General features: G+C 35.4%; 19 protein-coding genes, 1 tRNA gene and 1 pseudogene. 14 read left to right on the forward strand and 7 right to left on the reverse strand.

The window, feature by feature from the left end; genetic code table 11:
* Position 1: 1 nt before the first annotated feature.
* Together hutI and ftcD are read right to left on the reverse strand one after the other, a co-directional pair.
* On the reverse strand, positions 2 to 1,273 hold the full coding sequence (hutI, locus tag ACMV0E_RS03320) for an imidazolonepropionase (protein ID WP_416084949.1): 1,272 nt from the start codon (positions 1,271 to 1,273) through the stop codon (positions 2 to 4).
* A 10-nt stretch (positions 1,274 to 1,283) separates the two neighbouring features.
* Complete coding sequence (gene ftcD, locus ACMV0E_RS03325) at positions 1,284 to 2,177, reverse strand: glutamate formimidoyltransferase (protein ID WP_416084950.1); 894 nt, start codon at positions 2,175 to 2,177, stop codon at positions 1,284 to 1,286.
* A 168-nt stretch (positions 2,178 to 2,345) separates the two neighbouring features.
* Here ftcD and ACMV0E_RS03330 point away from each other — a divergent pair, with 168 nt between their 5' ends.
* The 3 genes from ACMV0E_RS03330 to ACMV0E_RS03340 are packed head-to-tail and all read left to right on the forward strand — an operon-like array spanning position 2,346 to position 4,482.
* Complete coding sequence (locus tag ACMV0E_RS03330) at positions 2,346 to 3,044, forward strand: hypothetical protein (protein ID WP_416084951.1); 699 nt, start codon at positions 2,346 to 2,348, stop codon at positions 3,042 to 3,044.
* Positions 3,041 to 3,862: a pyrroline-5-carboxylate reductase gene (gene proC / locus ACMV0E_RS03335; RefSeq protein ID WP_416084952.1), complete on the forward strand. Its 822-nt coding sequence runs from the start codon at positions 3,041 to 3,043 to the stop codon at positions 3,860 to 3,862. The genes ACMV0E_RS03330 and proC overlap by 4 nt, the downstream gene beginning before the upstream one ends.
* Positions 3,863 to 3,864: 2 nt before the next feature.
* Positions 3,865 to 4,482: a CYTH domain-containing protein gene (locus ACMV0E_RS03340; protein ID WP_416084953.1), complete on the forward strand. Its 618-nt coding sequence runs from the start codon at positions 3,865 to 3,867 to the stop codon at positions 4,480 to 4,482.
* 521 nt (positions 4,483 to 5,003) lie between these two features.
* Here ACMV0E_RS03340 and ACMV0E_RS03345 read toward each other — a convergent pair.
* Positions 5,004 to 5,987 carry a 2-hydroxyacid dehydrogenase gene (locus tag ACMV0E_RS03345; protein WP_416084954.1) on the reverse strand — a complete coding sequence of 328 codons (984 nt, stop codon included), beginning with the start codon at positions 5,985 to 5,987 and terminating at the stop codon, positions 5,004 to 5,006.
* A gap of 146 nt (positions 5,988 to 6,133) precedes the next feature.
* Between ACMV0E_RS03345 and ACMV0E_RS03350 the strand changes: the two genes are divergently transcribed.
* The 9 genes and pseudogenes from ACMV0E_RS03350 (at position 6,134) to ACMV0E_RS03390 (ending at position 13,561) form a co-directional block, all read left to right on the forward strand.
* The gene (locus tag ACMV0E_RS03350) at positions 6,134 to 6,886 is read left to right on the forward strand and encodes a type IV pilus modification PilV family protein (RefSeq protein WP_416084955.1); all 753 of its coding nucleotides are present in this window, start codon (positions 6,134 to 6,136) and stop codon (positions 6,884 to 6,886) included.
* Complete coding sequence (locus tag ACMV0E_RS03355) at positions 6,861 to 7,439, forward strand: PulJ/GspJ family protein (RefSeq protein ID WP_416084956.1); 579 nt, start codon at positions 6,861 to 6,863, stop codon at positions 7,437 to 7,439. Before ACMV0E_RS03350 ends, ACMV0E_RS03355 begins: the two co-directional genes overlap by 26 nt.
* Before the next feature lie 13 nt (positions 7,440 to 7,452).
* The gene (locus ACMV0E_RS03360; RefSeq protein ID WP_416084957.1) at positions 7,453 to 8,937 is read left to right on the forward strand and encodes a hypothetical protein; all 1,485 of its coding nucleotides are present in this window, start codon (positions 7,453 to 7,455) and stop codon (positions 8,935 to 8,937) included.
* A complete protein-coding gene (locus ACMV0E_RS03365; RefSeq protein WP_416084958.1) occupies positions 8,909 to 9,478 on the forward strand; it encodes a prepilin-type N-terminal cleavage/methylation domain-containing protein in 570 nt (189 codons plus the stop codon). The genes ACMV0E_RS03360 and ACMV0E_RS03365 overlap by 29 nt, the downstream gene beginning before the upstream one ends.
* Before the next feature lie 9 nt (positions 9,479 to 9,487).
* Positions 9,488 to 10,321, forward strand: a complete 834-nt coding sequence (locus ACMV0E_RS03370) for a prepilin-type N-terminal cleavage/methylation domain-containing protein (protein ID WP_416084959.1) — start codon at positions 9,488 to 9,490, stop codon at positions 10,319 to 10,321.
* Positions 10,321 to 11,013: a PilW family protein gene (locus ACMV0E_RS03375; protein ID WP_416084960.1), complete on the forward strand. Its 693-nt coding sequence runs from the start codon at positions 10,321 to 10,323 to the stop codon at positions 11,011 to 11,013. The genes ACMV0E_RS03370 and ACMV0E_RS03375 overlap by 1 nt, the downstream gene beginning before the upstream one ends.
* Positions 11,014 to 11,025: 12 nt before the next feature.
* Positions 11,026 to 12,993 carry a hypothetical protein gene (locus ACMV0E_RS03380; RefSeq protein ID WP_416084961.1) on the forward strand — a complete coding sequence of 656 codons (1,968 nt, stop codon included), beginning with the start codon at positions 11,026 to 11,028 and terminating at the stop codon, positions 12,991 to 12,993.
* 1 nt (position 12,994) lies between these two features.
* Positions 12,995 to 13,078 (forward strand): annotated as a pseudogene (locus ACMV0E_RS03385) (prepilin-type N-terminal cleavage/methylation domain-containing protein); the annotation flags it as partial.
* Between the two features lie 165 nt (positions 13,079 to 13,243).
* Positions 13,244 to 13,561, forward strand: a complete 318-nt coding sequence (locus tag ACMV0E_RS03390; RefSeq protein ID WP_416085035.1) for a hypothetical protein — start codon at positions 13,244 to 13,246, stop codon at positions 13,559 to 13,561.
* On the opposite strand, the gene rdgB is transcribed toward ACMV0E_RS03390, so the two are convergent.
* From rdgB to ACMV0E_RS03410, 4 genes are all read right to left on the reverse strand, one after another.
* Complete coding sequence (rdgB, locus tag ACMV0E_RS03395; RefSeq protein WP_416084962.1) at positions 13,558 to 14,316, reverse strand: RdgB/HAM1 family non-canonical purine NTP pyrophosphatase; 759 nt, start codon at positions 14,314 to 14,316, stop codon at positions 13,558 to 13,560. The two genes, ACMV0E_RS03390 and rdgB, sit on opposite strands and share 4 nt — an antisense overlap.
* A 173-nt stretch (positions 14,317 to 14,489) precedes the next feature.
* Positions 14,490 to 14,583 (reverse strand) — tRNA-Ser (locus tag ACMV0E_RS03400).
* Between the two features lie 119 nt (positions 14,584 to 14,702).
* Positions 14,703 to 16,055: an acetate kinase gene (locus tag ACMV0E_RS03405; protein ID WP_416084963.1), complete on the reverse strand. Its 1,353-nt coding sequence runs from the start codon at positions 16,053 to 16,055 to the stop codon at positions 14,703 to 14,705.
* Positions 16,056 to 16,688, reverse strand: coding sequence for a redox-sensing transcriptional repressor Rex (locus tag ACMV0E_RS03410; protein ID WP_416084964.1), 633 nt, complete (start codon positions 16,686 to 16,688; stop codon positions 16,056 to 16,058). It lies immediately after the preceding gene.
* Positions 16,689 to 16,804: 116 nt separating this feature from the next.
* Between ACMV0E_RS03410 and mnmA the strand changes: the two genes are divergently transcribed.
* The gene (gene mnmA, locus ACMV0E_RS03415; RefSeq protein WP_416084965.1) at positions 16,805 to 17,824 is read left to right on the forward strand and encodes a tRNA 2-thiouridine(34) synthase MnmA; all 1,020 of its coding nucleotides are present in this window, start codon (positions 16,805 to 16,807) and stop codon (positions 17,822 to 17,824) included.
* 20 nt (positions 17,825 to 17,844) lie between these two features.
* The gene (locus tag ACMV0E_RS03420; RefSeq protein WP_416084966.1) at positions 17,845 to 18,906 is read left to right on the forward strand and encodes a hypothetical protein; all 1,062 of its coding nucleotides are present in this window, start codon (positions 17,845 to 17,847) and stop codon (positions 18,904 to 18,906) included.
* The last annotated feature ends 2 nt before the right edge of the window (positions 18,907 to 18,908 follow it).

Below are 18,908 nucleotides of genomic sequence, written 5' to 3' on the forward strand. Positions count from 1 at the left end.
TTTATCCTCCTTTTAAAATTTCTCCATTTGAAATAACCGTTTCTACATAATTTTGTGCAACTCTGTAAGGAATTTCTTCGTAATGCCCAATATCAAGAATATTTATGTTTGCACGTTTTCCGACTTCCAAGGTACCAACTTCTTTTTCCATGTCAATTGCTTTTGCTGCATTTTTAGTTGAGGCAATTATTGCATCTTCAACGGTCATCTTGAGTTTCATAATTGCAAGCGTAATTATGAAGGGCATTGAAGGGCAAAATGATGTGCCTGGGTTAAAATCTGTGCCCAATGCAACTGTAAGCCCAATATCTTTCATCAATTCGTAATTTGGGTAGGTATCTTTACCAAGGAAAAACATCGTGCAGGGAAGTAGAACTGCTGTAACATTTGCTTCCTTCATTTTTTTAAGCCCCCCTTCGTTTGAATGTACAAGATGATCTGCTGAAATTGCCTGTACCGCTGCTGCAACTTCTGCACCACCTGAGTCAGAATACTCATCTGCGTGGATTTTTGGTTTTAAACCCATTTTCTTTCCTTGTGAAAGAATCTTCTTTGCTTGTTCTCTTGTGAATTGTCCCTTTTCGCACCAAACATCATTAAAATCGGCAAGATCATTTTTTGCAATGATTGGTATTATATCTTCAACGACAAGCTCAACGTACTTTTCGTCTCTCATATGATATTCAGGAGGTATTACATGCGCCGCAAGTAGCGTTGATTTAATATTTATTGGAGTGTTTTCTTTGAGATATTTTGCAATTTTAAGCATCTTTATCTCTTCCTCGAGATTTAGCCCATAACCGCTTTTTATTTCAACAGTTGTTGTGCCCCAATCAACAAGGTATGAAAGATGTTTTTTGGTTTCTTCAAGAAGTTCTTCGAATGTCGCCTTTCTTGTATGGCGCACAGTTGAAATTATGCCTGTGTTTTCCTCTTTTAAAATCTTTGATTCTTGTACTCCCTGGTGTCTTAAAATGAATTCTTTTTCCCTCGTGTGAGCAAATATAAGGTGTGTGTGCGGGTCAACAAATCCTGGCATAACGACCTTGTTTGAAGCATCTATTTGGTAAGTGTGTTTCCCGATTCTAATACTTTTTATTACCTCATCCGATTTACCTACGGCAATGATCTTTTTGTCTTTTACTGCAACTGCGCCGTCGTGAATGAGCCCAAGTTTTTTGTCCTTCTCAGTTCCTTCTACTGTTGTGTCTTCAACAAGAGTTAACAACTCTTTTGCATTAAAAATAATAAGGTCTGCTAATTGAGTTTCCAACTTTCCCTCCTTATTCGTAGATTTTCATTTCAATAATACTTTCGGATGTGAGTTTTGGAAATCTTAAATAGAATGCAAGACTATCAAGGGCAGCCTTGAGTGGCATAAGTCCAACAAGTTCGCTTTCAACAACATTTACGCCATATCGCTCTGCTTCCATTTTTACAATCTCAAAAACCCTATAAAGGGGTGCCTTTTTATAATTCAAAACATTCATAGAAACCTGAGCCATTCCCTTTTCTTCTATATACATTCCTTTTGCCTGTATAAATCTTAAACCACCAGAACTTTCCCTTATGGATTTTGCAATTTTTTCTGCAATATTTACATCTTTCGTATTAAGGTATATATTGTAAGCGATGAGAAATTCTCTTGCACCAACTGCAACAACACCTGCAGTCGGATGCACTTCATTTGGACCAAAATCAGGTGCCCAATTTGGATCCTTAATCTTTTCAAAAAAGCCTTCAAATTCACCTTGCCTTATATTGGGAAGTGTTTTTCGTTCTTCTTTTGTTGCAGATTCCGCGTACAGATACACTGGCACTTTAAGTTCTTCTCCGATACGCTTTGCAAGTGTTTTACTTAACTCAACTGTTTCTTCCATTGTTATGCCTTTAATCGGCACAAATGGAATTACATCAACTGCTCCCATTCTTGGATGTGTGCCCTTATGATGCCGTAAGTCGATGAGTTCGACTGCACTTTTTGCAACAGAGAATGCGCCTTCAAGTACATTTGACCTATCTCCCACAAATGTTATAACTGTGCGGTTATGATCTGAATCCGACGAAACATCTAAAACTTTTACACCTGTTTTTTTGAGATTTTCAATGATTTGATTTATAACATCTTGATTTCTTCCTTCGCTGACATTTGGAATGCATTCAATTATTTCGTTCATATTTCACCTCATTTTATATTTTACCATTCTTAGGTTTAATAGTCAATTAAAATGAAGAAAAATCTTCCCTTACTTTTAACAATCAATGCAAACAATTAGGCATTTAAATTAGCTTTTTGAAAATTAAGCAATAATGAGTATAATATTAATACATGGAGGCTTAAAGAGTTGGGTAAGAAGAGCATTGAAAAGGCAATCGAGGATGTGCTAAGGTCAAGAAAAATAAAGTATGACAAAATCAAGGAAGAAGGTCTTAATCAGTTTGTTGTCCATAACATTGGCGAGGAGATGAATATTGTTCAAGTTGATGATTTTGTCTCAGTAAAGATATCTTTGCTTGAAGAGGATGATGTTAAAAAACTTGCAAATATTCTTTACAGGCTTGGCTGGACTTATAAAAATTTCACCTACTCAAAAAAGAAGATTGAACGAATGACACTTTTTACGATAGATATTTATCCTTATGCCGACCAAACCTTTGCAAGTACAATTGATGACTTGAATACATATTTTAGAAGTATCAATCTTTCAAAATATCCTGTACAGAGCATTGAGCAATCCCCAAAGGAGTTTTTTCTAAACGAATATAAGAGTTTTCTACAAGTTCCAGAGAGTGAAAGAATTAATGCCCTTGAATCAATTCTTCAAATAAAGGAAAGATATTTTAGAAATGTTCGTTCACTTAAAACAATCAAAGAAAGGCTTGTTGAACTTAAGGAGTTTGCAATTGAGAATTCTGACGATGTCGATCTTGAAGAATTTTTCCTCCTTGACTTTGCAGCACTTTTTAGAGTGCTTGAATTGGGGCTTTTAAAGATGAGTTTGAAGGATTTCTTCGATAATTTTAGAGGAGAAATAAGAAAATGAAGATAAGTTTTATTGGTACAGGTACAATGGCAACTGCAATGATCAAGTCTATTATTGATGCAGGAATATTTGTACCACAAGATATTATGGGAAGTTTTCATAGAGAAAAGAAAGCCCAAGAAGTTAAAGAGGCTCTTCATATAAACACAACCACATCAAACACTGAGGCCGTTAAATTCGGAGATATAGTTGTGCTTTCCGTGAAGCCTCAGATTTTTGAGTCTGTTGCAAATGAAGTTAAAGATTACATTAGGGATACCCAGCTTATAATTTCGATAATGGCGGGTATTGATGTTGAAACTCTACAAAGAAATCTTCTTCACAAAAAAGTGGTTCGTTGTATGCCAAATACGCCTGCTCAGATAAGACAGGGTATGACTGTATGGACTGCTACAAAAGAGGTAGAGGATTCTGAAAAAGATGTTGTTAAACAGATTTTAACTTCAATGGGAAGCGAGATGTATGTGGAGAATGAAGTTTATGTGGATATGGCAACCGCACTTTCAGGTACAGGGCCAGCATATGTGTTTCTCTTTTTGGAATCTCTTGTAAATGCGGGAGTGCATCTTGGTTTCTCAAGGCGAGATGCAATGGAACTTGTATATAAAACAACTCTTGGGTCAGTGTTGTTTGCAATGCAGTCTGGAAAGCATACAGCAGAATTGAGGGATATGGTTACTTCTCCTGGAGGGACAACTGCTGATGCGCTTTATGAACTTGAAAAAGGGGGTTTTAGAACTGTTTTAGAAAAAGCGGTTTATTCGGCATACAAGAGGACTCTTTATCTAAAAGAGATTAACAAAAAGAAAGGGGGTTAAAAATGATTGAGTACGAAGTTAAACTTACAGCCTCACGAAAGATTCTCGAGAAGATTGAGGCTGAGATGGACTTTTTAAGTTGGTCAGTTACACGTCTTCCCCCAAAGAAGCTCATAAGCCATTATTATGACACAGATGATCTCAAACTTCTTTTTAAGAATCTTGCTTTTCGTTTGCGTGAAGAGGGTTCAAAAAAGACGCTCACATTAAAATCAAATGGGACATTTAATGCAGGAGTTTATGTAAGAGAAGAGAAAGAAATTGAGCTTGATCATGAGGATTTTTTGTCTAAAAGTTTTTTGAAAAGAAATTTTCCTGAAGTTTACGAAATTGTAAAAGATGACGAATTAAGGGAAGTACTTGAGATCGTGAATGAAAGGCATCCTATAGTTTTAAAGAAGAACAATGCTGAACTTGAACTTGATCTCGACTATTTGAATTTTGTAAAAGGCAGAAGGAAAGCAGAGTATTATGAAGTAGAGATTGAGTTAAAGAAGGGTTGTAGTGAAGATTTAATTGAATGTGCATCACTTCTTCAAAAACAATTTGATCTCAAGCAGGCATCTGCTTCAAAATATGAGTTAGGTTTGCGCTGCTTTAATGCAATCCCTGTGCCATAAATTATTTAGGAATATAAGCTTTACTATAGGGGGCTTAAGCATCGCCCCTCTTTTGATTTCACCACTTTTAACCATTCTTTAATAGGAAGGTTACTTTTTCAAAACTAATCCCAAAGTCAAAAAACTTTTGGGTAGAACCTACTTAGTACCTCCTATTTAGAGGTGGACTTTCGATTCTCCCTCTAACTACCCCTAAAAGGAGGAGATTTCTATTAATCGAAGGGGTAAAAGCCCTCCCTCAACCATTAGAAAGGGGGGTATCCCCCTTTCTAACTTACCCCCAAATCAAAGTTATTATTTGGGGGAGTATTGAGTGGGGTTGTTGCCCCCTCAAAATAATTGTCATTCCGAAGTGGCGTAGCCACGAGGAATACCTTATTTAGAGGTGGATTTGAAAGTCTCCCCCTCTAACTTCCCCCTAAAAAGGAGGGAATCTTCGTCACTTCGTTTTTCGGATTGACAATTCTTTGGTGTATTTTTGGGAGTATTGAAGGAGCGGTGTTATGCCTCCTCAAATTGTTTTAGTAACCTACCTCTTTTACCTCGTTTTCAATTGGTAATCCTTTAAGGAAGCGTATTACATTTTTAACGGAATCTTCCCACATTTTTTGAGGCGTTACATCAGTAAATCCTGCTGCGTGTGGAGTCATTATGATATTTTTTAAGCCATGGAAAGGATACCTTGAAGGCATTGCAGTTTGCATAGGAGCTTGTGGATATACCCACCACGTATCAATTCCTGCGCCCCTCAAAATTCCATTTTTAAGTGCAACAAAAAGATCTTCTTCATTAACCACTGCACCTCGTCCAACGTTCACAAAAAATTTACCTGCCATTTTTTCAAACAACCTTCTATTTATCATTCCTTTTGTTTCTGGTGTAAGAGGTAATGCACAAACAACAAAGTGTGCCTTCTCAACTGCCTTTTCAATTTCTGCGTGTGTATAAATCTCATCTACATTAGGAATTTTACCATCAACCTTTTCCCTTTTTACGCCAATTACATACATGTGAAATACTTTTGCAAATCGTGCAATTTCTTTTCCAATGCTTCCAAGTCCGAGGATCGTCATTGTCTTTCCTTCGAGGCTTATTACTGGCTCTCTTGACATCCACCCGTGCCAATAACCAATTCTTAAATCTCTATCGCCTTCAACTACATTTTTAGCAAGCGCAAGGACAAGTGCCATAGCAAACTCTGCAACTGCTGTTGCGTTTGAATGCACGTTTGCAATCTTTATTCCGCGTCTTATAAGCTCAGGAATGTTGTAGGTGTCAACTCCTGCAAAAGGTACTTGAATGAATTTGAGATTTGGAGCATTGTTTAGGTCGTTTTCAGTTAATGATCCCGAAATTACTGCAACTGCATCTTTGAGTGCATCTTCCTTTTCGCTGTCATCTTTTAGAATAACAACCTCAACATTCTCAAAATCAAATTCCTTTTTATACTTATCAAACATCTCCAATAAATTTTTAGGATAGTTTCCCATCACAACAACTTTCATATAAACCTCCATAAAAGAATTTGAACTTCTATCTAAATTATACTCTCAATAATCATATTTTGTTCTATTGACAAAAAATTTTTTTGTTTTAATATTTTTCAAAATAATAGTATAATGTTTGAGAAGTTAAAATGGGAAGGAGTTTAATGAAAAAGAAGAAGGGGTTTAGTCTAATTGAAGTGATTATTGCAGTTACTATATTTGCTGTTGTAACTACTGCTCTCCTTTATGGTTATTATTCCTACTACTCTTTTGTAAAGGATTTAAGATACAAGTCAATTGGTTTAAATTTAGCACAACTTCAATTAGAAGATGTAAAGAGTCTTTCTATTTCTGTTATAGATTCCTTAATAAAGGGTGGTCAATTCCCCACTACTGTTACATATGATGCGCCTAATTATCCTCAAAAGCCATCTTCACCACCACCACCAAGTTCTCCATATTTTATAGACTATGGGACTACATATAACAACGTCTATGACTCTATTCAATACGATCCTACGACTAATAAGTATTATCCAATGGATGGTTCATATAGAGTAGAACATATTCTTAATGTTTGCGGTATCGAATCAGAGACCGGAACCGCAACAAATCCTCCGCCAGTCCCAGATACAAGTGGTATTATGCTTCCACCAAACATTGAGATTGCACCTAGATTAAGGGTAGATACAATTACTAATCAATCTTACTATGATTTTACCATTATCTTGCATAAGGAAGTATATCCTCACTATACAAAAAGGATTATCATTATTGACAAAACTCCTACGATTACTGACCTAAGAAACAAAATCTATGAAATAAAAATTATTGTGTATTGGATGGTAGGGAATAATCAAAAAAGCGTAATGGTTACAGGAGAAAAAAGCTATGCAAGAAGTCAGACAACACCGTAGGGGTTTTACGATTATTGAGGTTGTAGTTTCTCTTGCTATACTTTTAATAATCTTTTCCCTTGCATTTTCTGGGATTTCAAGTTTTCTCAGGATAAGAACCTATTATGATCAGGAGATGACGCTTCAACAGAATTTTAGATATGCACTTACAAAAATAACTGGAGACTTAATGCAGGCAAGTAAACCTAACGATGCTAATTTTGATATAATTCTTAAGCCAAATGACAGTTTAAACACAGGAAATGCTATGGGAGAAGAACTTATTTTTACATACTATGATGGAACAAACACTTGGGATATTAGATACAGGATGGAACAAACCAATAATGGTAATGCTGTCTATAAGGTGAAGTATCCTCATGGAACAAATCCTACTTCAATTGGAGAGCCAGTAACAGAATATATGAAGCAACTTGTGAAGTTGTATTTTGTAAGACAGGGTGGGAAGGTTGTAGTAATAATGGTTGGGAAAATTAATTATTTTGGAAAAGAACAAAGTGTATCGTATACATCTTTGATTTTTTCAAGAAATTCGAATGAACAATCACCATAAGGAGGTGAATATTATGAATATTAGAAGAAAAGGAGTTGCTTTAATAACTGTAATATTAATAAGTGCTTTAGTTTTAACATCAATCATTGGGATAGTGTTGAAGGTAGTTCCAGAAAAAGCAATTTCTAATGCACAATCTACTTCCCAAAGAGCCTTGACTGCAGCGGAAGCATGTGTATCTCAAATTGCTTTTGATTTAAGAAATGCAGATTTAGGAAATAATGTTATAAACCCCCCAAATGTTTATCACTATCTTACGGTGGATAATGTCAAATCAATTGTAAGAAATGGTGCAGGATATATTTTAGAGTTAAACGAAGCATCACTTTCTTCAAGTCCTGATACATACTATAAAGCAAAGATTAAAAGATTGAGCAAAGGCGATGTTAATGGTTGGGATCCTGATACAGGGTTAGACGGCGATAAGACGATTTTTATTGGTATTTATGCTCTCGGTATGGTAAAACAGAATGGTCAAATTGTATCGCAATCCGCTGTTTATACTGAGATGGCTGTAACATATCACAAGAAAACAATTCCTGCAACACAAGTTATGCCAAATTCTGCAGTTTTTAATTACGGAATTTTCTCTGGGTCGGACATTGCATTTAACGGCAATGCTCAAGAAGTTGCAGGTAATGTGTTTGCAAATGGCAATATTGATCTGGGACCTGCAAAAGGCAAGATAAGAATTGCTTACGATCCAACATACGGCGGAGGCACAGCATATGCAGTGGGACAGATTACAGGAAAAGGTGTTGCGCAGGTTGGTGCAAAACCGGGTCAGAATCCTATTGAGTTTCCGATGCTAAATACTGATTACTACAAAGCTTTTGCACTTGCATTCAAAACTGGTCAAAAGCCTTACGACGGAAGCGTTTCGGGATTTCCCAATACAACAGATCCAATAGTAAAGTCTATAATTGTTTCTTATCTTGGTCCAACTTACAATTCAACAATCAACCAAATTGCAGCATTCTATAACGACTTATCCAATAAATCAGGTTTATTTGCAGGACTTGATGTTGCTAAATGGCAGCAACTAAAGAGTTATGCTAAAAATATAGTCTATTTTGTTGAAGGAGATGTACATATAAACGGCAATGTTAAGCTTCAAGGAACTATTGTAATAAACGGCAACCTCATAATAAACGGAAACTCTACTATAGATAATGACGGAGCACTTGCAATGCTTGTAAACGGAAATGTGGAACTTGCAAACGGTAATGCTTTATTAAAAGGCATTTTCTATACCACAGGCAGTTTCACGGGAGGCGGAACTTTTGATCTGTATGGAGCTCTTGTCTCTAAAGGAGCAGTTAATCTTAACGGAACTTATAATGTGTATTATAGACCCGTTGATATGTCAAATTTAAGCATTGTTGGGACGCCTGGAAGTTCCGGCAGTGTCCAAAACATCATTACTTCTGCAGAACAATCGGGAAATGCATGGAGGAAAATTTCAATAGATGATTTTATCAATGCTACACCGTTCTAAAAAAGGCTTTACTCTTATAGAACTATTGACAGTAATAGTGGTGTTAATGATATTAATTGGAGTTTCGATGTCTATTATGCCTAACGTTTTAGTTGAAAAGAATCTTTACAACGCAGGAGTTCAAATACAGCAAAGCTTACTCTATGCTCAAAACAAGGCAATAACTTACAGTACTTCACAAAGTTCTGGGAATTTTGAAATTTATTTTTTCCCTCAATTGAATACTTATTATGTAGAGAAAGATATAAATGCACGTTTTGATCCTAATACAAATTCAATAACAGGAAAAGTAGAGAAAATTGTTCTTCCTTCAAATATAAAAATAAAAAGGATTTATTTAGCTAAATCTGATGATACTACAACCATTTTATCTCCGCCACTTACTTATGTTTCAATAGTATTTAATAATTTCGGGAATCCTAATTATTACAGTAAAGATAAAAATTATGGCATATTTCTTTCTAATAACAACGAGACCAAAATATTAGGCATCTACATTTCGAAATTGGGGAGCGTATCTATTGATTGGGTTAAAAGGTAGGTGAAAAAAATGAATAAAAGGAGAAGGGGATTTACCATTATCGAAACTATGATCTCAATTGTTATTGTTACCTTTATTGTTGTTGCTGTGACTACTGTTGCTATTTCTATGAATGTTTCAGAAAAAAGGAAAGAAAGCTTTCAAGAAGCTAAAGACATTGCTAACTATGTAATTGATTATATAAGGTCAAGAAACGTAACATATGACAACAATCTTGGCTTTGATGTAAATCTTTTTGGTAACGATGAAAATCATCCTTTACCTGGTCTTATTGATAATTATGGTAATCCTCTCTCGATTAATGTCAATCCAATAACACCAAACGGCAAATATAATGATAAACCTTCTGCATTTTATTTCTCGCTTCAAGGTTTCGTCTCTCTTGGTGAAAATGGCTATATTATAGACTCGAATCCATCTTTAGAAGATGCAAACCTTTTTACTTCCTCCGGCAAATACTATGATAGAGTGACTTCTAATCCAATTGTTGTGAGGTTCCCTCTAAGTGCAACTATAAATGGAGCACCAAATCCAAACAAAATAAATTTCTTCAATCCAGGTTTAAACTATATACCAAAGATTTATGTGAAAGCCAACGCATTTACTGACGGAAGAAATCCAAACTATACACCATATTTTACAAATGATGGTTCTTTATTTTCTAAAACAACTGATTACAATGGTTTTAGAGTTTTAACAAAAGTTGTTGCAAGAAAACAAAAAGTAAACGATCCAGACCATGTCCAGTGGTTTGATGTAGAAGTAACTGTATATTGGATGGAAGGAAAATTAGAAAAGTCTTACCAGACAAAAACAAAACTTACTGTTTATGGAGGGAGCTAATGAGAAGAAGAGGATTCACCCTTATTGAGCTCATGGTGTCAATGGTTATAATGCTTATTCTACTTTATATCGGTTTATCATCTTTTTCTTATATAAATGCCTTTGCAAGATATATTTCAGTAAATCAAAATATTCAGGAAAATATAGATACATTTCTTTCTCAGCTTAAGAAAGAACTTATGCAAGCGTCAACTTTAGATGATGGAACTGGATTTTCTGGTGTTGATTTTCCTCAATACAATCCAAATAGTGACTCCAAAAGAGATTTATCAGATATTGTAACGCCATATCCTCTTGACTCAGTTCATGATTATTACTCATTTCTTCCGAATGCTTCTCCAATTCTCCGGTTTTATATTCTGGATAGTTCTGGTGTGAAACATAGAATAACCTATACCTTAGGTGTTCCTACATCTAACGGAAATTATGCAGGAGTTCCCAAGAATTATTGGCTAAGTAGAATTTACGAACCTTGCGAAGTACTATACTCTAACGAAATTTGGGACGGAACAAAATGGAGTGGAATAACATCTCAACCCATTACAGAACAGGTGATAACTAATTTTGCCGTAATAAGACCAAGTTATTCACCTAAAGTTTTTCAAATAATTGTGGAAGCGTTTCTTAAGGACCCTACTTCAAGAGAAGGGAAAAGATTCATTAGAATGATACAAGTAACTTTAAAACAATAGGAGGTGAGTTAAATGATTACAAGAAAAGGCTTTTCAATGATTTTTGCCGTGCTTATGGGGGTCTTAATGATGATACCTGTTTTAATGTTATTCTCTTCAACTACTACCCGTAATTTTACAACTTCTGGAGAGGCAATATCTGATAGAGCACTTGTTGTTGCAGATTCTGCTGTTGAAAATATTCTTAATACCATTAATACGTTTAGTTTTCCATATAATGCCCCAGTGGTAAATGATAATGATCAACAAGAAGCTTTAATAAAAACAAGGGATTATGCGATAGCAGTAAGACTTTCTGAATTAAATGGTGGTGTGCCGAGTTTAGATGATCCGATCGGTTCTTACAATGCGATTATTAACAATGTTTCTACTTATCTTTTTAAGGCGGATGATAATGTATGGTTTGCAGTTTGGGATCCTTTAAATAATAAGATTGCTTCTGTTGCATCTGTGGGACCTGACGGTGATATCAAAAGTAGAACGATTAAGAATTTAACAACAGGCGATACATACAACAATATCAGTGAAATTGACCCGAATTACAAAAAAGATAATCTCTGGTTTGAAGTGGATACAAATACTCAATATTGGCCGGGAAATCCTGACAAATGGGTTATAGAAGCAACTGCATACAATCTTTCCAAACCTGAAATTTATAGAAGTATTGAGACACATGCTGTTAGAGGTCAGTTGGGAATTAGTACTAGCACAATAACGCAGCAACTTGCAAACGGGAATTGGTATAGAAGGAAAACTGACGCAGATTCCACAACTGTTTATTACAGTGATTTTTCTGGTTTATATCATACAAAAGTATATTTTGGAAAATATGAGGTGACGAAGGGAATAATAAGATCTGATAGTAATCTTTATATGGGAGGATGGGCACAAGATCCGGTGTATGCATCGGGAACAGTTTACGATCAGGCAATAGATGCTAATTGGGCACGTACTGGAAGATTTGGTCCTGATCAGAAAAATCTTTCCTGGGCTTACAATTCTGGATATGCAAAAAATGGATATCCACAAGCTCAATGGCCCAATGGAGATTTGGCATTAAAAGGTTCAACTCCTGTTAGGAATCCTTCTGATCCAAATGGCGGAATGCAAGATAAAGCACTGCCTGATTACTACATAAATGGTAACGCAACTATAGTTTTTGTTGTTGAAAATAATGCAGGTAAGGTCATTATTAATGGCACTAAGAAAGATTTACCTCCAAATGGCGTAATTTATGTTGAAGGAAATGCAACAGTTTCGGGAACAATTAAAGGAAGAGTAACCGTGGGTTCAGGCGGGAACATTTATATAGGCGGGAATATTTTATATAATACTCCACCTCGTACCGATAAAAATATGCCGGTGAACGGTAGTCCAGATGCTTTGGGGCTTGTTGCATACAATAATATTTATATTCCATACTCAACATTCAAGAATTATCCCCAGCTTGAGGTAGATGCTGCAATGATGGCTGTTCATGGTTCATTTGGTGTAACCGATGACTATCCTTGGAGACCAATGGATATCTCTGGAAAATATTTAGCAAAGTGGTATGGTGCACAAGCTGAGTGGAGCACTGATAATGCGCCGTGTTTGGTAAATGGAGATTATGTTAAGGGTTATGAAATCCAACAAACTTATTATGATTACAATCTTTTTGATTTTGGTGCGCCTCCATTTTATCCAGCGACGAATTCAAGAACTGATGTTCAATGGGAAGTTAAATATGAAGTTGTAACTGATCCTTCTATAAATAATTATTTAAGATCGCTAACAAAAGATAAACTGATTCAGATCAGTCCAACTGATCCTGATTATGATCCTAACTATCCTTACAAATATACTTACAATGGGGTCACGTATTACTATGGAACGGTATTCAATATCTCTACAGTTTACACTGCTCAGGCTGGTTTTAACAAAACACCAATGTATAGAATTGTGTGGAAGGAAAATATTGCAAATAAAGTCAAGCCATAATATGGATATCAAAAAGCGGATTAGATTTGGTTTTTCTTTAATTGAGTTATTAGTTGTAATAGTAATTGCTTTAATTATACTGGGAATTTCTTTACCTTACTTAAATAGTTTTATGTTGAGTAGAGAGCTTGAGGAGGTTTCGTGGCAAATGGTCCAAGATTTAAGATTAGTTAAGGAGTCGGCTATTTTATACCAGCAAGATCTGCGAATCTATTTTTGTACAGAACCGGCCTCCTCAAGGACTTTTTATATGTTTGAAACATTTCAAAAAGACCCACTTAATATAGTCCACTATACACCTTACGATATGCCCGATGGTATACACTTTGTAAAAAGAGAACTTAAGTATAATTTCAAGTTTACTGCACATAAGCCTTTTAAACCATTTGGTTGGATAAACGGAAAGGAATACTATTATCTTGAGTTTTATTGCGGGAAAGATAACCATTTTAGAGGACAGCCAAACAGTTTTGATACTATTGAAATACAAAATGCATTGGGCACAAAGAAATACTATGTAATTGTAGATATTGCGGGAAGAATTAAAATGAGCGGTGGCAAAAACTAATTTTGTTGTTCCTGGCTCTTATCTATTTTTATTTCAACAGTTTTAATCTCGGGAATGTCTTTAAGGGTAGAAAGTAGTGCCAGAATGACTTTCTCAAAAACTGAATAAACATATTTGTTTGCTGGAAGGCGTTTACCATTTACTTTTATTTCAATCATGTCTCCTCCTAATAAGTTGTTCTCAATGTAATCTCTAACTTGAGCTAAGGCTTTTGCCCTATGGCTTATCTTATTTTTTATTTCTGTGCCTAATTGAGAGAAACTTTTATCAAATCCGTTAGGTTTAAAGATTGGATCGTATCCAAAGCCTGAGTTCCCATAGCGAATTTCTTTTAAGATTTCTCCCTCAACGACACCTTCAAAACTTACAAATTTATCTTCGTCTGGATTGTAGAGTACACTTACACACCTGAAGCGTGCTTTTCGGTTGTCTTTATCTTTAAGAAGGTCAAGAATGTTTTTCATTTTTTCCTCAAATGGAATATCTTTACCAAGATATCTTGAAGAAAAAACTCCAGGAAGTCCATTCAATGAATCAATTTCAAGACCAGAATCATCTGCAAGTGTTATAAGTTTGTATTTTGTCCCGTAGGTCTTTGCCTTTATAAGAGCATTTTCAAGGTATGTTGAGCCCGTTTCTTCAACATCAGGAGCATTTTCTGGAAGAGAAATTAATTTGACAGGTATTTCCCCAAGAATTTCTTGAATCTCTTTAAGTTTTCCTTTGTTTTTTGTTGCTACAAGAATTTTTAGCATCGCTTAATTATAACTAAACTTTTCAAAATAAAAAACGGGTCAGGCGGAGGGATACCTGACCCGAGGAGGTGTGCATCTTTTGGACAGGCAAGGGGGAACGCCTGTCTCTGATTTTATTACGGAGGAGAGGGGGAAGCTCCTCCGTTGACCAAAAAGGATTTTTGGAGGGAGTCTGGCGGAGAGAGCGGGATTCGAACCCGCGGAGGGGTTTTAGGCCCCTCACTCGCTTAGCAGGCGAGTGCCTTCAGCCTACTCGGCCATCTCTCCAAACCGCAATTATTATACCCTACTTTACCAATTTTTGCAAGTAATAAATAGAACATGTCATTTTAAAGAAGTAAAATTAAACTCCAAATACTCTTAGAGGAAAATTATCAAATTATTTTCTAAAAATCAACTCCGGGTATTTTTGCTCTAATGTTTGCAAGATCTGGTTTTTTCTCAACTTCCTTTGCAAAATTTTCTTCTCTCAATAAATTCTTGTATTTTGGATCTTGGAATGAATAAGTAAAATTCGTATGTACATCATACCGCCCTTCCATAATAGCTACAGTATCCTCTGTCATTACAAGCTCCTCATCAGTTGGAATTACAAAAACTCTTACTTTAGAGCCCTCTCCTGTAATATCAGTTTCTGCGTTTCTTGTAAGGGAAAGATTATTTTTCTTCTTGTCAATAACAACGCCAAAATTTTCAAGACCTATAAGTGCCTTTTCGCGGAAGATAGGACCCATTTCGCCAACGCCTGCAGTAAAAACAATTGCATCAACTCTACCTAAAACTCCCATATATGCAGAAATATATTTTTTTAGCCTGTAAGTTTCAATATCTATTGCAAGTTGTGCAAGAGGATCGCCTTGTTCTGCTGCAATTTTAATATCTCGTCTATCGGTATATTTTCCATTTGTGATTCCAAAGACTCCGCTCTTTTTATTTAAAATGTCGTTCATTTCTTTGGAAGACAATCCCAACTTATCCATCATGTAAAGATCAATTGCAGCGTCGTGATCACCTGCACGCGTTCCCATAACAAGTCCTTCAAGAGGTGTGAAGCCCATGCTTGTATCAACAGAAATACCATTTTTAACTGCATCAATACTTGCACCATTTCCAAGATGAGCAATTACAACATTGGTTTCAAATGGATTTTTTCCTAAAAGCACTGCTGCTCTTTTTGCAACGTAAAGAAAAGAAGTTCCATGGAAACCATACCTTCTTATGTGATACTTTTCGTACCACTCTCTTGGAAGTGCATAAATAAAGGCATGCTCTGGCATTGTTTGATGCCATGCAGTGTCCATAATTGCAACGTGTGGGACATCTGGAAGGACCTTCATAGCTGCTTTGATACCTAAGATATTTGGTGGATTGTGAAGGGGAGCAAGATCTTGAAGTTCTTCAAAGGTTCTTAATGCTTCGTCAGTAATTAGAACAGATTTATTAAACTTCTCTCCTCCGTGTACAACTCTATGTCCTACTGCTTTTACTTCTTTTACATCTTTTATAACTCCAAGTTCTTGATCTACAAGTGTCTTTAAAATTAATTCGATTGCCTCTTTATGCGTGGGGCATTCACTTGCAATTTTTACAGTTTCTCTTCCTGGCACTTCATGTTTGATAAAAGACCCACCAATTGTAACTCGCTCAACAATTCCTTTGGCTAAAATTCTTTTCTCGCTCCATCGATAAAGTTGGTATTTTACTGAAGAGCTACCACAGTTTAGTGTTAAAATATCCATCTATTCCTCCCATTTATTTTTAATTAGATATGAAATTATATACAATTTCTGAGTGAGGTCAACATCAAGGACGACAATTTTTCTTCGAGTTTTAAGATTTAATGTGACCGGAACGAAATTTAAAATTCCTTTAATTTTACTCTTCACTATAACTTCTTCTACATCAGAAACTGCTTCAACTGGAACAGCAACTATTGCTATCTCTATGCCTTCTTTTTCTGTTATTTCAGAGAATTTTTCTACATGATACACAGGAACACCGTTTATTTTTTTGTTAATTTTCTCTGGGTCAATATCAAACATGGCTTTAACATCGTAGCCAACTTCTTTAAACCCTCTGTATTTGGACAAGGCTGTACCTAAAGAACCAGCTCCAATAATTGCAACATTCCATTTTCTTTTAGTTTTTAAAATTTTCTCAAGCTTCTTTAAAAGATTTTCAACATCGTAACCTTCGCCAGTTTTTCCGAATTTCCCAAAATATGACAAATCCTTTCTAACTTGCTCTGGTGTAGTTCTTGTATGTTGAGCCATTTCAAATGAAGATATTTTTTTTATACCCTGTTCTTTAAGGTGTCTTAAGCACCTTACATAAATTGCCAATCTTTCAATTGTTGCGAATGGTATTTCCATTTGTACCTCCTTACATTATTTTTTTCACAATTGTAAAGTTTCACAATTTATTTTAATAAAAGTTTTTAAAAATCAAAATGTTTTGAATTTTTGTGAAAAGATTATAAAATTGAGATATGAAAGTTTATGTTGGAGTAAGCGGAGGAGTTGACAGCTCTGTTGCACTATACCTATTAAAAAAACAGGGATATGATGTTGTTGCAGTTTTCTTTAAATTAGAGAAAGATGAAAGTTTGTCAAGGTGCTGTAATATTTCTAATGCAGAGATTGTTGCAAGAAAATTTGAGATACCTTTTATCGAAATTGATGTATCGGAAGAGTTTAATGTCCTTGTAAAAGAGTACTTCTTTAAAAGTTTAAAGGAAGGCTTTACCCCTAATCCATGTACTGTGTGTAATGAAAAAATAAAGTTTGGTATAGGTTTTGAAAAAACAAAATTGCTTTTTGGTGATGGACTCTTTGCAACAGGACATTACGCTCGCAATGAAGATTTACACCTGAAAAAGGGAATTGACCCCATAAAAGACCAATCTTATATGCTTTGGCGCCTTAAAAAAGAGGATTTAAAGAACATCATATTTCCCTTGGGGACTTACTTAAAAAGCGAAGTAAAAAAAATTGCAGAATCATTGGATCTTCCCCAATCAAAAGAAAGTGAAGATTTATGTTTCGTTAAGGGAAACATAAAGGATACTATTAAAGAAATCCTTAAAGAAAAAGAAGGAAATATCATTAACAAATTTGGAAATATTTTAGGAAAGCACAAAGGAGTTCAATTCTATACTATAGGACAGAGAAGTGGTCTTAATGTTTCTTACAAGGAGCCTTTATATGTTATAGATACTGACCCAATTACAAATACGGTCGTTCTTGGTACTTATGAAGATTGCCTATTCAAGGGGGCAGAATTAACAGAGGTAAATTTTCTTGAAGAAGTAGAACCTGATAGGATTTACAAAGCAAAAGTTCGATACCAATCAAAGCCTGCTGATTGCGTAGTTAAAAACACAAATGGACAAATCGAAGTTGAATTTTTAGAGAAGCAGTTTGCGGTTACAAAGGGACAGAGTCTTGTTGTTTACGACAACGATATTATTGTGCTTGGTGGGGTAATAAAAAGGGCAATAAAGTATTAAAATAATATAAGGAGGTAAAAATGAAAATTGCGCCAAGAGAATTAATTTGGAAAGACTTTAGAAAAATGCAAAAAGAACATGATTTATATACATCACCTGAAATTGAAGATTTGCTTTTCATGCAGACAATTGAAGGACATTCCCACAATGGCGATGGAGCTTTTGAGGGGAAGAAATTTGTCGATACAACAATTGATGATATTGTAATTGCACTTGGAAGGGATTCTTTCATTGTTAGAAGTTCAAGACAGCTTTTAATTGACGAAATCTATGAATATGCAAGATCTGTAATGAAAGGCGAAAGAAGGACACATCTTGTAAACAAAAAAGGCGAACCTCTTATGCGTTGTCCGTTATTCTTAGAAGTGGAGGTGGATCCCGAATCAGTTCTTAGAGGACTATATCTTGGCGGTTTTATGGATGATTTTGAAACAAGGAAACTTGCAAATCAAAAATTCAACCTCAATATGGGTGGCGGGAAACCATATCTTGTTGATATGCATGTTATGGAAAAATTAGGGCTTGATGGCGAACAGCTTGCGCATGGAGATCATGAAGATAAACTTGAAGAGTATCGAAGGGTAGGGCTTATCATTGATCCAACGAATGTAGATTTCCTTAAACATTCATACATAAGGTTCCAATATATAAGGCACAAAAAAGGATTGGGTGTTTCCGATGATCTTGCAGTGCTTGTTTCGGGAAAGCTTTACAATATAAGTACTGCACTTGGCGCATATCTTGCGGATGCTATTGATACTCTTGATAAGTTTTCGCTTCACTTTTTTGAACAAGATGAGGCACTTGCAGAAGAAATTGAAAGAAATTTCAAAAACCTAAATCTCACAAGAGAAGATGTTTTAAACTTTATACGACTTATTGCAATACCCGAGGGAATGGAAGATGATATTCCTGATTCTTCACAGCGATATTTCCTTGAAGTTAACAAAGAGGCACAAATGACAACTATTGAATCTCATTTGCGATATCTTGAGGGAAAGTCATATCCGCAGTTTAAAATTGCCTATGAAAGAATTTTTAATACAGACCTCTACGCTTATTTAGAAAAGATTTTGAGGTAGTG

The sequence above is a fragment of the Caldisericum insulae genome, from assembly GCF_047785965.1.
In the GTDB taxonomy this organism is placed as follows: domain Bacteria; phylum Caldisericota; class Caldisericia; order Caldisericales; family Caldisericaceae; genus Caldisericum; species Caldisericum exile_A.

Coding starts and splice junctions, on each gene's coding strand:
- ACMV0E_RS03370 (WP_416084959.1), top strand. CDS start 9,488: ATGAATAAAAGGAGAAGGGGATTTACCATTATCGAAACTATGATCTCA.
- ACMV0E_RS03355 (WP_416084956.1), top strand. CDS start 6,861: ATGCAAGAAGTCAGACAACACCGTAGGGGTTTTACGATTATTGAGGTT.
- ftcD (WP_416084950.1), bottom strand. CDS start 2,177: ATGAACGAAATAATTGAATGCATTCCAAATGTCAGCGAAGGAAGAAAT.
- ACMV0E_RS03350 (WP_416084955.1), top strand. CDS start 6,134: ATGAAAAAGAAGAAGGGGTTTAGTCTAATTGAAGTGATTATTGCAGTT.
- ACMV0E_RS03365 (WP_416084958.1), top strand. CDS start 8,909: ATGATTTTATCAATGCTACACCGTTCTAAAAAAGGCTTTACTCTTATA.
- ACMV0E_RS03410 (WP_416084964.1), bottom strand. CDS start 16,688: ATGGAAATACCATTCGCAACAATTGAAAGATTGGCAATTTATGTAAGG.
- rdgB (WP_416084962.1), bottom strand. CDS start 14,316: ATGCTAAAAATTCTTGTAGCAACAAAAAACAAAGGAAAACTTAAAGAG.
- ACMV0E_RS03375 (WP_416084960.1), top strand. CDS start 10,321: ATGAGAAGAAGAGGATTCACCCTTATTGAGCTCATGGTGTCAATGGTT.
- proC (WP_416084952.1), top strand. CDS start 3,041: ATGAAGATAAGTTTTATTGGTACAGGTACAATGGCAACTGCAATGATC.
- ACMV0E_RS03340 (WP_416084953.1), top strand. CDS start 3,865: ATGATTGAGTACGAAGTTAAACTTACAGCCTCACGAAAGATTCTCGAG.
- ACMV0E_RS03360 (WP_416084957.1), top strand. CDS start 7,453: ATGAATATTAGAAGAAAAGGAGTTGCTTTAATAACTGTAATATTAATA.
- ACMV0E_RS03390 (WP_416085035.1), top strand. CDS start 13,244: ATGTTTGAAACATTTCAAAAAGACCCACTTAATATAGTCCACTATACA.
- ACMV0E_RS03345 (WP_416084954.1), bottom strand. CDS start 5,987: ATGAAAGTTGTTGTGATGGGAAACTATCCTAAAAATTTATTGGAGATG.
- ACMV0E_RS03420 (WP_416084966.1), top strand. CDS start 17,845: ATGAAAATTGCGCCAAGAGAATTAATTTGGAAAGACTTTAGAAAAATG.
- mnmA (WP_416084965.1), top strand. CDS start 16,805: ATGAAAGTTTATGTTGGAGTAAGCGGAGGAGTTGACAGCTCTGTTGCA.
- ACMV0E_RS03405 (WP_416084963.1), bottom strand. CDS start 16,055: ATGGATATTTTAACACTAAACTGTGGTAGCTCTTCAGTAAAATACCAA.
- ACMV0E_RS03380 (WP_416084961.1), top strand. CDS start 11,026: ATGATTACAAGAAAAGGCTTTTCAATGATTTTTGCCGTGCTTATGGGG.